The organism is Oceanobacillus sp. FSL K6-0127 (assembly GCF_037983385.1).
Lineage (GTDB): Bacteria > Bacillota > Bacilli > Bacillales > Amphibacillaceae > Oceanobacillus > Oceanobacillus profundus.
In genome coordinates this window covers 45,428-57,634 of sequence record NZ_CP150287.1, presented here as the reverse complement: position 1 = coordinate 57,634, position 12,207 = coordinate 45,428, and the positions used below count along the sequence as shown (strand labels likewise).

The window sequence follows — 12,207 nt, the reverse complement described above, 5'->3', positions numbered from 1 at the left end:
AGTTTAGTATTTAAAAATAATGAACAATTTGATTTGATAAAAATATTCTGAGTAGATAGCGTGTTCTGTGGTAGACTAAAAGTGGCGGTTGTGTTGGAAAAACTATTAAAATCTGTGAGGAAAATCTTAATCCTAGGAGCAACGGTCGACTTTATTAAAATCTGCACAGAAACATATTATTAAGGTACAGATTTTCGAGAAGTGGTAAAACATATATTGTCAAAATAAGACACTATTCCTGTCCGCTAACGCACGAAAATCAAAAATAAGACACCATTCCCGTACGCTAACGCACCAAAATCAAAAATAAGACACCATTAGACTTATTCGGAGGGAATTACGGATTACCCCATTCTTAATAATAAAGATATAAATCTGGAAAGGAGCCCGACAAAAATGGTCACGATTAAACGAGCAGAAATGGTACATGTTGATGGAATAGCCCGTGTTTGTTGTGAGGGATGTATCGAGACATACAAGGGCATTAGAAGTATTGCAAACATAGAAAGAAATAATCAACGTTTTTATAATCATGAACGTATATCGAAGGAAATAGGTGAAAGCCCTGGATGGGATGGCTATATTGTAGCTCTTGACCATAACGCAGTTGTCGGAGCAATTGGTGGAGGAATGCTACATAATGAAGAAAGTGAAGTGTATGTATTGTATTTGGACCCGAATAGACGTGGGGAAGGGATAGGGACAAAGCTTTTAGATTTTTTAACAAATATTCAGCGTGAGAAAGGTGCTAAGAAGCAATGGGTTTCTGTACAAAAAGGAAATAGGAAAGGTATTCCATTTTACGAGAGAAGAGGGTTTTGTAAAGTATCCGAACAGCTGGCATATTCGAATACGGGGGATGAAGATTACCTTTCATTAAGATATGTACGTGGAATCTAAAAATGACATCGCAAGGGGAAATAATAAATGAAGCACGCATTAGTAGTCGGTGGAACTGGTATGTTAGCAGACGTGTCTCTTTGGCTGATGGACCAAGGGTATCATGTATCGGTTATTGCGAGAAATTCCGGACGTATGCAGCAGCTTATGGAACGAGCAGACTTTAAAGAAAAAATCACACCAATTATTGTTGATTATAGAAGTGATCATGAATTACAGAGCAAAGTACATACAGCAATTGAACAAAATGGTGATATCGAGCTGGTTATAGCTTGGATACATTTGAATGCTCCAGCTGCACTTAAAATCATCACGAGGGAAATTTCAACGCATACAGTTGATTGGCAATTATTCCATGTGTTAGGAAGCAGCACGGACGTAGATAAGATCAAGCGAGAAGTGAGTGTCCCCCAAGGCTGTTTTTATTATCAAATCCGTCTGGGATTTGTACTGAAAGACGAGTATTCTAGATGGCTGACAAACAAAGAAATTTCAAGTGGCGTAATTGACGCCTTAAAGCAAAAAGACTCAATACGAACAATTGGTATAATTGAGCCTTGGGAAAAACGACCATAAAATGGTAGAACAAAATCTTATGTCCTGCGAAGAGACATAAAAAGTGTTTGCAGCTTTCTAAATCAACGCTAACTAAAATGGAACCTTTTATTGGAAAATTTCGTATAAGTAGTATTCGAGATTAAGAGAGCCAGAAGGATGATGACGTCAAGGAGGGAGAAAAAGGTGAATCCGTGCCAAAAAACGAGGAGGTGTAAATTGTGAAAAAGTATATTATTTTTGCTGTTAGTTTTCTCTGTGCGTATACATTGCTGCAAATTTTGTCTGGAATGCTGCTCATATTCACCTATACGCCAAACATTACAGGAGCTTGGAATGAGAGTGGTACGCTAGCCCAGGAAACGATTATTGGAAGGAGTTCATCATCATTTTTAATATCGCTCGTGATTGCCTTACTTGCTGCATCAATTGCATATTTTTTCGCCAATAAATTTAGGAAGGCAGATGCAAAGTAGGATGTGATTGTTATTCAAACAGATTCTTAAATTCATGTTAGGGAAACAAAATGAAGAGAGTAACGTAAATACAATGAACCAAATGTGGAGGAGAAAAAATGGAAACCACGAAGTATCGAGAAGTATGGGAATTAGATTCCTTATTCCCGGGTGGTAGTGAATCCAGTCAATTACTAAAACATATAAAGGAATTAGAAGGTAAAGTTTATACATTTGCAAACCATGTAAGTTATTTTCAGCCATCACAGGAAGTTGCTGATTCGATAAAGATTGCAGCGTTATTGGAACACATGAGTACCATTCAAATTCATGTATCACAAGCTAATTCCTTTATTACATGCTTATTAGCACAGAATCCAAAGGATCAAACAGCTACATCACTTCAGAGTAAAATCGGTGATATTCGTGCGAGTTTTGATTCATCTGTTCAAAAAACGCAAAAAATTCTCCAAGGTATAGAGGAAAATTTATGGCAAAGTATGTTAGATACAAGTTTATTGCAAAACCATGCATTCATACTAAATGAATTGCGAACAAAAGGAGCACGGCAGCTAAATGACAATGAATTCGTGTCTGAATTAATGATTGATGGATATCATGCTTGGGGGCAATTTTATCATGCGCTGATAAGTGATATAAAGGTTAACATTTCGATCAACGGTAATAGAAATGAATTATCGGTAGGTCAGGCAATCAATCTAAGATCGCACACTGATGAAAAAGTACGGAGAAAATCACATGAAGTATTAGAAAATACATGGATAGAGAAAGAAGATTTGTTTGCTAGAATTTTGAATCATATTGTTGGTTTTCGGCAACAGGTGTATAAAAAAAGAGGAATTGAAAATGTATTAGAAGAACCTTTAATTGATAATCGAATAGAAGAAGATACATTGAATGCAATGTGGAGAGCTGTTAATAAACAGAAAAAGCCATTTGTCGATTATCTCAATAAAAAAGCCGAACTTCTTGGAGAACCAAAATTGAATGCGTATAATTTTTGGGCTCCTATTACAGAAAGCACGCAACAGCTGGAGTATAAAGAAGCTGTTGATTTTATAACGAAGCACTGTGGCCAATTTGGACCTGAATTAGAAGCCTTTACGCTGAATGCGTTTGAACAGGGGTGGGTTGAATCGGAAAACCGTTCAGCTAAATCAGTTGCTGCATTTTGTGCAGGCTTCCCGCTAACTGGAGAGTCTAGAGTTTTCATGACATTTGGTGGAACGATAAAAGATGTATTAGCGCTTGCTCATGAGCTGGGACATGCATTCCACAATTATGCGATGAAATCTGTGGATGGTTTGAGCAAAAAATATCCATTAAGTTTAGCAGAAACAGCTTCAACCTTCTCAGAAATGATTGTATTAGAGGCAGCAATAAAAGAGACAACATCTGATCAAGAGAAGCTTTTTTTAGTGGATGAGAAGTTAAAACGCAGTGTAATGAACTTTATGAATATGCATTCCAGGTTTTTGTTCGAGAAAAATTTGAATGAGGAAAGAAAACAAGGGTTTGTTTCACCATCCCGTTTAAATGCTTTAATGAAGGAAGCTATGGAAGAGGCATATCATAGTTCCCTTGAGAATGCATCGGTACATTCATGGATCTGGACACCACATTACTATATTACGAAATCTCTCTTTTATAACTTCCCTTACACCTTTGGATATTTATTTGCCCTAAGTATCTTTGCAAAGGCAAAGGAGAAGGGGAAAACATTTGAACAGGAATATCTTGCATTACTACGTGATTCTGGGAGAATGTCCACGGAGGATTTGGTGATGAAGCATCTTGAGGAAGACATTAAATCAGAGGTCTTCTGGGAAAAGGGGCTTGCATTATGTATAGAAGATGTGAGGGAATTTATTCGATTAACGGAAAAGATTAAAAGATGATCTTTTCAAGTCAGTTCTTTAGGATTGAAAGTTAATAACTGTTGTTTACAATGGGAGGAATGTGTTGTGAAGTCTGTGAAGGTTTATCATTATGATGCGTTTTGTGAAGAGCCGAATAAGGGGAATCCCGCGGGTGTGGTATTAAATGGAGATGTATTAACAGATGCAGAAATGCAAGAGATTGCTTTTAAAGTGGGATTTAATGAAACCGCATTTCCCGTTCAATCAGAGGTAGCGGATTTTAAGATACGTTTTTTTACACCGGGACATGAAATGACTTTGTGCGGTCATGCAACCATGGCAACAGTCTATGCATTAAAGGCGAAAGGATTACTAGGTGGAAAAACGGAACTAACCATTGAAACAAAGGCAGGAATTTTACCTGTTATGATTGAATCGACTGCTAAGAAGGAAATTGTGATAACAATGAACCAGGCACCACCAAAATTCAAAAGTTTCAAAGGATCAAAAGAAGCTTTAGCCAAATCGATCGGATTGGAAATCAACGATATCGATGATAAGTTACCAATTGTATATGGCAGTACAGGTGCATGGACATTATTAATCCCAATAAAAAGTTTACGTGCTTTTAAGAAAATGAAACCGAAAAATGTTGCTTTTCCTACCATTCTAAAGGAGATGCCTAAGTCATCTGTTCACCCCTTTTGTACAGAAACGAATCATGCTGACGCTGACATGCATGCCAGACACTTTTCTTCCCCATACTCAGGTACGATTGAAGACGCGGTAACAGGTACTGCTTCTGGGGTAATGGGTGCATATTATGCTGAATACATAAACAGATATTTTAAAGAGTCGCTGAGGCTTGTAGTTGAACAGGGGCATGAAATAGATAAAGATGGCCGAGTAGAAGTACAGGTGGATAGGAATAGTCAGCCCTATACTATTAAAATTACTGGAAATGCAGTATACGTGAAGGATTTCGATATCGAAATAAAGAGTGTGAAAAAGTGAATAATAAGTATTGGAAGGAACTATAATTAAAAATCAATTCTCCATTTCGCTCTGCAGTTTAGCTTGGGCGTTATTTGTATGCGAATCAACATGCATTTTTTCTCCTTCCCTTCCAATCAAACACATTATCACCATTTTTTATAGAGTATAACGACTATTACAGTAAAAATTTTCTAAGCACAAGTTTTCTGCTTGAATAGTCTAATCTGAGCAGTAGTAAGTGCCTGTTCTATTGTATAATTATGATAGAGGTGAGGACATATGAATAAGAAGATTGGGCATCGAATCAAATATCATCGACTAAAGTCGAGGATGACACAAACAGAATTGTCAAATGGAGTTATTTCCGTTTCCTACTTATCAAAAATAGAAAATGGAGAAGTAGAGCCTCGTCAGGAAGTTGTCAGCTTGTTATCAAAAAAGCTAAAAATGGAAATAGAAACCGATGAACATAATGGGGTTGAATTTTATAAAGCCTGGTTTCGTCATTTATTGGTTGGAAACCGTGCGGAAGCAGTCAAAGGGTATCAATACATGAAAGAGAATTTAGATATTTCGGATACCTCCTATCGAAATTTAATCAATCTCCATAAATTAAGCTATTACATACTTATTAACAATAAAGCTGGAAAAGAAAAACAGTATAAATACTTACAAACTATATCGCATAGCTTCACAGAACTAGAAACCTATTATTGGTATAAATTTTCAGGTGATTACCATTTTTCCTTACTATCCTATAAAAAAGCATTATCCTTTTATCAGCATACAGAAGATTATTTGAAATATCCGATTTATTCATTGAAGGATGAAGAGAATGATCTGTACTATTTAATTGCATTGTCGGCTAGTAAACTGCGACAGACACATCATACATTTTCCTATGCCACTAAAGCGTTAGACTATTATCAAAAGATTTATAATCTAAAAAGATGTGCGGAATGTCATATTCTTTTAGGTATTTCTTATCGCAGGACATCTGAACTGGATAAGGCAAAGGAAAGCTATCAATTAGCAGCTACGATTGCGGAGCTTGCTCAGGAACATTCTTTATTTGCACTTTGTAATCAAAATTTAGGAAAGGTATATTCTCTGTTAAACAAATCGGAGGAAGCAATTGAATACTATTTGAAAAGCTATGAACTACATGCTGTTGAATCCATAAGTGATCAAATTGTTCCTGTATCGAGCTTGATGAAGGAATACTACCAAAAAGGAGAACGTGCAAACGCTGAAAGATGGTTGCAAGAAGGGCTTCGTTTATCGGAGAGCTTAACACCGATAGATTCCATTTATGTTTATGAATTTAAAGTGTACAGGCACTTGATTCATGGAATCGAAGATAAAGAATTTGTAAATTTGATTACAAAAAAAGTACTTCCTTTCTTTGATGAGATACCTTATGAGAAATATAAGTATTTAAAGGTTTTAGCAGATTACTATTTTGATAATCGAAAATATAAATTGGCTGCAAGCTATTATAATTATGCTAACAGTGTACTGAGTGGAGTTTACAAAGAAAGGGGGTGATGATGTTGAAGAAAGTATTTTTATTGCTTTCCTTAGCATTAATTTTTTCTTTTGCTTCAGACCTATGGCAACAACCTGCATCAATCGAGATGGCAATTGAAGAGGGAGTACCTCCGTTAAACGATAAAGAGCCTAAACCAAAGAGTGGTGAATAATACATAAAGCGAATATATCGTATTTAAATGTTCTATCTGTTACATAAGGGAGCTGTCCTATTGCTAGAACAGCTCCCATCGTTTAAAAAAATAGTTTGCACGGATACATTATCTATGGAAATAATCTACTAAACCATCTGTAATCGCTGTGGCAACTTGATTCTGGTAAGCTGCTGTTTGAACGATTGCTAGATCATTTGGATTTGAAATGAATCCAAGCTCAATTAAAACAGATGGAGCTGTTGTACCACGAAGTACACTGAAATCACGTTGCATGATACCGCGATTATCTAAGCTTACAGTAGACGCTAGCGAAGATTGGATATTTTGCGCCAAGCCCCGGTCAGAACCATTGCCAAAATACGTAGTTACCCCATTTACCCCAATTGTAGGGAAAGAATCATAATGTAGGCTGACAAACGCATCTGTTTGATAGGAATTACTAATACTTGCACGATTATCGAGTGAAACGAAGTAATCACCATTACGAGTAACAATAACAGTTGCCCCAGCATTACGGAGTTCATCTGCTACTCTAACTGCTGTATCGGAAACAAGATCCTTTTCATAAATCCCATTAAGCGCAATTGCTCCAGGATCTTTTCCACCGTGACCAGGATCCAGTACGATAGTATAGCCTTCTAATGAATCTGATTGAGGTGTGTTATTATTCGTGTTATTGCTTGTATTGATCGGTTCGGATGATTGTTCGCTAGTTGACGAAGTGTTCGTTAACCATGCGGCAATCCATCCTGTGGAACCATTTGAAAATTTAATTTGATGCCAATCGCCGTTTGTTTCAACTATGTTGTATGTATCTCCTGCTGATGACGAGCCTATAACATTGTAATCCGTACCAGGACCTGAACGTAAACGAACACTATTTGCTGTTACAGTGATCGAATCCGTTGTTGTTACCGATTGTGTATTAGCTGAACTGCTTTGGCTAGTATTGGAAACTGGAATAAGATGGTGCTTTGCAACCCAAGCTACATGTCCACCGTAATAGGTTTGTACCCAACCGTATTTCTCCTGAAACGCCATTACTTTATTCCCTTTACTTAACACGCCAATGATTTCGCCATCAGAAGTAGGTTCACCTCGAACATTTAATACCGAAGAGTAAACCTCATAGGATTGACCTTCATTAGCATGTGTTAAACTGGGGACAAGAAGTGATCCCAATAACAGAAAGCCAATGCCGATGAATAATTGTCGTAAATACTTCATTTGCTCCTCCTTTTGTCGAAAATAATTTTCCATAGATTAATAATAATAGTTAATACTTTCCTTAACAAGGGAAATTTAAACATTTTTCAGCAAAAACCATGCTAAATAACTAGAATTCGAAAATATATCTTACTAGATTTTGTGTAAAGGGAGAGTAACTACCTAATCTTTAATTGATTACTAGGTACGTAGAATTAATAATTAGCCTGACCATAATTACTAGAAAATATACGTATTGCCAAATAAAAAAGCACGTTGAAACTGTTCAACGTGCTTCCTCTTTTATAAGTAATGATGCTGCCTTTAATGCGGGTTTATCCTGGAGAATTTCTCCGGGCTTACTTGCCTTTCCGATTACATAACCTTCAAATGACATTTTATAAAACTGACAAATGTAATTAAATTGCTGGACAAGTGGAAGTCCTTTTATTGTCGGTGTGTCGCCGCCAACCGCAATAAGGTAAACCTTTTTCTTTGATAACGCTTCTCGAAAATGTGGGTATGCAGGATCTCTTAATATTTGCGACCAGCGGTCAATAAACGTTTTCATCGGCCCGGACATACTATACCAGTATATTGGGGTAGCGAACACGATAATTTCATGAGCTAGCATCTGGTCAATGAGCCACTGATGATTATCCGTGTTTGGGTCAAAGCCTTTGGCATCATGGCGTTGATCGATAATAGAATTGACTGTATAATCACGTAAATAAATATGGGTTCCTTTTTCCTTTGGGACAGCTTGGTATGCCAAGAATTCTGTATTTCCATGAACACGGGTTGAACCGTGAAAGACGATTATCTCCATTACACATCCTCCTTGAAGGTAAAAGCTATCTGCATAAGTGCAACATTCCAATGGATAAGGATTTCAATGAACCCTTAAGTGAATGCCGAGTTTTCTAACGTCATTCAAAGTATATGAGTCAACTGTTAATAAGATGTTAGTTTTACAGAAGATATCCGGAAACATCTTGGCAATGAAAAAAGCGAGCTTCACCACGAAGCTCGCTACATAACTTTTAAGCAAAAAAACATTCATCTGACTTGATATAATAATCAGTCCCAAACCTCACTTGCGATAATAAGGCTTACGGAAAGACTTACACAAAAAGCGATAATTGCGATTAACATGAATAATGCCCCCTTTATTCATAAGAAAAATACTACATTCTGTTAAGTCTATTATAGTATATTTTACATTTAAAAAGAACGACATATTTCTGAACGATAGGAAGAGAGGGGCTGTTTTATACAGGAATACGTTTTTTCTGTTGGATTAAAAAGAAAAATACACCGATTAATACAACTGCGCCTCCAGCAACTTGCATGCCGTTAACACGTTCGCCCAATAACAGGACAGCTAATGCAGTGGCTCCAACAGGTTCACCTAGAATACTCATGGAAATGGTTGTTGTATTAACAAAGTTTAGCAGCCAGTTGTTGATAACATGTGAAATAGTAGGGATAACAGCTAGCAATAGAAAAATCCCCCATTCACGTGACTCATACCCACTAAGCGAAATTCCAGCAATGAGATTATAGATTGTCAGTGTAATCGAAGCAAAAAGGAATACACAAAAACTATAAATCCAATGTGAAAGCTTTCTAACTACATTTTGCCCGATTAATAGATAACCAACCACAGCAATGACACTTAAGAATGACAGGATATCTCCAAGCACTGCTTCCCTGCTTAAGCCAAAATCACCCCAGCCAACCATGACTGCACCAATCACAGCAATTCCTACTGTTAGTAATGCGGGGATGGAGGTTCGTTCTTTGTAAATAAGGAATCCACCAATCAAAGCAACAATCGGCTGCAAGGTAAGGATAATAGTAGAGCTTGCCACAGTGGTAAGCTGTAACGATCCAAACCATAGAGCAAAATGTAATGCTAAAAACAGTCCTGAAAACATTAATAGAAAAATGTCTCGTTTGGAAATAAGCAGAAACTCTTTTCTTCTTTTCCATACAAATGGAAGCAATAAAATAGATGCAAACCACATACGATACATACTTGAAATCGTAGCGGGTGCATCAGACCATTTTACAAAAATGGCAGAAAAGGATATGGCTATAATCGATACGACTAATGGTATACCGATTTTTTTATTTGATTTTACTTCTTCTTGCAATTCTTACTCGCACTCCTTCGTTAAAACGTTATAAATGCTTTACTATTATAACATGGGAGGAATGTTTTAGCTTTAGCATATTAATCGGGAAGTATTGGAAGAGGCAGCCACTTGCATGGCTGCCTCCAAGAAAATTAAGCACGAAGCCATTTCAAAATCTCACCTGGCGTAGCATTTTTTCCATACATTAAAATACCTACTTTAAAGATTTTTCCAGCAAGCTTCATAAAGATCCAGACACTTGCCATAATGACAATGAGGGAGATAATAATCTCAATCCATGGCCATTGTTCAAGTGTAGATAGACGCATAACCAGCACGCCTGGTGCAGTAAACGGAATGTACGTACCAACTTGCGCAACGATACCACTTGGATCACTCAGAACAGGTCCCATAATAACAAGTGGTGCGAATGGCAGCATCATTACGAAGCCCTGGAAGTTCCCGGCAGTTGAAATATCAGACATCGTCGCACCGATTCCAACAAAGATGGATGCAAACATCAAATAGCTTAAAATAGCAATGAAAACAAGTAGAAGGGTTTCCGGAACGAGTAAATATTCGATAATTGGAATATCTAATTTCCAAACTGCGAATGGCAATAGAACAACGAAGAAAACTACTACTTGAATGATGCCCAAAACAAAATAGCCGACGATTTTCCCTTGCATTAGATCAGATGGCGTTAGAGAAGATAGAATGATTTCAGCAATTTTATCCTTCTTCTCCTGTGATGCACTTTGGAAGGTTGCCATACCCGTCATAATAACAGAAAACATAATAATACCAGCAAATATACCAGGCACCATACGCTCCATCGGATCAGCGCCAAGTCCAGCTTCTGCTTCTTCTGCATCCTCTTCACTTGCCGCTGCATCTTCCATTGTTATTTCTTCAAAAGTGATTCCTTGCAGCAGACTTGCTGTTTCTTCTTCTGTTAAACCAAACTGTTCAATTTTTAATGCTTGCAGCGGTGTTGTTAATACTTGTACTTGATTGATAAAGAACTGGTCAATCTCATCACTTGTATAAACAGGAACGACACCCGTTTCGATTGCTTGATCATTAATAAATAGGAATGCTGTATTTTCGCTAGCTTCTAAGATTGATTCCACATCTGCTTCATCAATATCTGTTTGCTCCATTTCCCAATTCAAGTCACTTTGATTGATCGTTTCCTCTAATGCTGGATAAATACCTGTTTGGTCATGAACATATACCGTTGTAGAACTAGGTTCCGCATCATCTGATCCACCAAACAAGCTTCCGATAAATCCAAAGGCAAGAATCAGGATTGGCGTTAAGAATAGCCCGATTAGAAAGGTCTTATTTTTCATATTTCGTTTAATTTCCCACTTCGCTACTTTCATCGTATTACGCATGAAGTTCACCTGCTTCCTGTAATAGATTTTTATCTGTTGCGATATCAATAAATATTTCATGAAGCGATATCCGGTCGATTGTTAGTTCTTGTATGACGAGCTGTTCTGGTAACTGCTTCAGCCAGCTGGCAGGGTGGATGTCACTTGCTAAATAGAGAATTGATTTGTCATCCTCTTGCTCAACACGCTGCACACCAAGTATACGGATTAAGTCATCGTAAGCATTTTTCCCGTGAATGGTACATTTAAAATTGGCATATTGGGTTTTTACGTCATCCATTGTTCCATAAATCACCTTCTGTCCTCGGTGAATCATAAAGAGACGATCCGCCATTTCTTCTACAAGATTCATTTGATGGGATGATAGTAAGATTGCAGTTCCTTTTTCCGCCAGGCTGCGAATTTCCTGCTTGAACAACTCTTGACTTACAGGATCGAGTCCGGAAAATGGTTCATCCAATATGAGCAGCTCTGGTTCATGAATAACAGATGCGATAAACTGCACCTTTTGCCCCATCCCTTTGGAAAGTTCTTCAACAGAAACCTTATCCTTACCTTCTAGGTCAAATTTTTTCAAATAGCTCAGTGCGCGCTCTTTTGCCTTGTCTAATGGGTAGTCTTTTAGCTCAGCTAAATAAAGCAGAATATCCATCACGTTGACATTTTTATAAAGCCCGCGTTCCTCTGGTAAATAGCCGATTTTATTGCGAGGAATATCTTTCCCATTGCTATTCTGAAAGTCAATCGTCCCAGCATCTGGATACATAATCCCCATAATATTGCGGATTGTAGTTGACTTCCCAGCTCCGTTTGGTCCAAGAATTGCCATGATTTCACCTTTACGAACATCGAAACTAATATCTTTAATAATTTGCTTGTCTTTAAAAGCCTTTCCTAAGTTCTTTACTGATAACATTGTTTCCATTGTTATTTATTCACCCTTTCTTTTTTAACTACATCATTTCGGA

12 protein-coding genes are annotated in these 12,207 nt (G+C 37.3%); 7 read left to right on the top strand and 5 right to left on the bottom strand.

What is annotated here, in order from left to right:
• Positions 1-396 precede the first annotated feature (396 nt).
• The 7 genes from MHH64_RS00270 to MHH64_RS00240 all read left to right on the top strand — a co-directional run bounded on the left by MHH64_RS00270 (position 397) and on the right by MHH64_RS00240 (position 6,489).
• Positions 397-900, top strand: coding sequence for a GNAT family N-acetyltransferase (locus MHH64_RS00270; RefSeq protein WP_340002453.1), 504 nt, complete (start codon positions 397-399; stop codon positions 898-900).
• Between the two features lie 27 nt (positions 901-927).
• Positions 928-1,476 carry a short-chain dehydrogenase gene (locus MHH64_RS00265; protein WP_340002452.1) on the top strand — a complete coding sequence of 183 codons (549 nt, stop codon included), beginning with the start codon at positions 928-930 and terminating at the stop codon, positions 1,474-1,476.
• Positions 1,477-1,676: 200 nt separating this feature from the next.
• Positions 1,677-1,931, top strand: a complete 255-nt coding sequence (locus MHH64_RS00260; protein ID WP_340002451.1) for a hypothetical protein — start codon at positions 1,677-1,679, stop codon at positions 1,929-1,931.
• 98 nt (positions 1,932-2,029) lie between these two features.
• Entirely contained in the window at positions 2,030-3,829 is a 1,800-nt protein-coding gene (locus tag MHH64_RS00255) for a M3 family oligoendopeptidase (protein WP_340002450.1), read from the top strand.
• Between the two features lie 66 nt (positions 3,830-3,895).
• Positions 3,896-4,804: a PhzF family phenazine biosynthesis isomerase gene (locus MHH64_RS00250; RefSeq protein WP_340002449.1), complete on the top strand. Its 909-nt coding sequence runs from the start codon at positions 3,896-3,898 to the stop codon at positions 4,802-4,804.
• Positions 4,805-5,065: 261 nt separating this feature from the next.
• A complete protein-coding gene (locus MHH64_RS00245) occupies positions 5,066-6,334 on the top strand; it encodes a helix-turn-helix transcriptional regulator (protein WP_340002448.1) in 1,269 nt (422 codons plus the stop codon).
• 5 nt (positions 6,335-6,339) lie between these two features.
• Positions 6,340-6,489, top strand: coding sequence for a hypothetical protein (locus tag MHH64_RS00240; protein WP_251660192.1), 150 nt, complete (start codon positions 6,340-6,342; stop codon positions 6,487-6,489).
• Positions 6,490-6,597: 108 nt separating this feature from the next.
• Here the strand turns inward: MHH64_RS00240 and MHH64_RS00235 are convergent, their stop codons facing one another.
• The 5 genes from MHH64_RS00235 to MHH64_RS00215 all read right to left on the bottom strand — a co-directional run bounded on the left by MHH64_RS00235 (position 6,598) and on the right by MHH64_RS00215 (position 12,164).
• Positions 6,598-7,719, bottom strand: a complete 1,122-nt coding sequence (locus tag MHH64_RS00235; RefSeq protein WP_095307679.1) for an N-acetylmuramoyl-L-alanine amidase — start codon at positions 7,717-7,719, stop codon at positions 6,598-6,600.
• Positions 7,720-7,984: 265 nt separating this feature from the next.
• A complete protein-coding gene (locus MHH64_RS00230) occupies positions 7,985-8,527 on the bottom strand; it encodes a flavodoxin family protein (protein ID WP_303448395.1) in 543 nt (180 codons plus the stop codon).
• 442 nt (positions 8,528-8,969) lie between these two features.
• A complete protein-coding gene (locus tag MHH64_RS00225) occupies positions 8,970-9,857 on the bottom strand; it encodes a DMT family transporter (protein ID WP_095307681.1) in 888 nt (295 codons plus the stop codon).
• A gap of 134 nt (positions 9,858-9,991) precedes the next feature.
• Entirely contained in the window at positions 9,992-11,239 is a 1,248-nt protein-coding gene (locus tag MHH64_RS00220) for an ABC transporter permease (protein ID WP_303448393.1), read from the bottom strand.
• Entirely contained in the window at positions 11,232-12,164 is a 933-nt protein-coding gene (locus tag MHH64_RS00215; RefSeq protein ID WP_303448392.1) for an ATP-binding cassette domain-containing protein, read from the bottom strand. Before MHH64_RS00215 ends, MHH64_RS00220 begins: the two co-directional genes overlap by 8 nt.
• Positions 12,165-12,207 lie beyond the last annotated feature (43 nt).

What these genes read in the sequence shown, in the direction of transcription:
- MHH64_RS00270 (WP_340002453.1), top strand. Translation starts at nt 397, where the DNA reads ATGGTCACGATTAAACGAGCAGAAATGGTACATGTTGATGGAATAGCC.
- MHH64_RS00265 (WP_340002452.1), top strand. Translation starts at nt 928, where the DNA reads ATGAAGCACGCATTAGTAGTCGGTGGAACTGGTATGTTAGCAGACGTG.
- MHH64_RS00255 (WP_340002450.1), top strand. Translation starts at nt 2,030, where the DNA reads ATGGAAACCACGAAGTATCGAGAAGTATGGGAATTAGATTCCTTATTC.
- MHH64_RS00245 (WP_340002448.1), top strand. Translation starts at nt 5,066, where the DNA reads ATGAATAAGAAGATTGGGCATCGAATCAAATATCATCGACTAAAGTCG.
- MHH64_RS00235 (WP_095307679.1), bottom strand. Translation starts at nt 7,719, where the DNA reads ATGAAGTATTTACGACAATTATTCATCGGCATTGGCTTTCTGTTATTG.
- MHH64_RS00230 (WP_303448395.1), bottom strand. Translation starts at nt 8,527, where the DNA reads ATGGAGATAATCGTCTTTCACGGTTCAACCCGTGTTCATGGAAATACA.
- MHH64_RS00220 (WP_303448393.1), bottom strand. Translation starts at nt 11,239, where the DNA reads ATGCGTAATACGATGAAAGTAGCGAAGTGGGAAATTAAACGAAATATG.
- MHH64_RS00215 (WP_303448392.1), bottom strand. Translation starts at nt 12,164, where the DNA reads ATGGAAACAATGTTATCAGTAAAGAACTTAGGAAAGGCTTTTAAAGAC.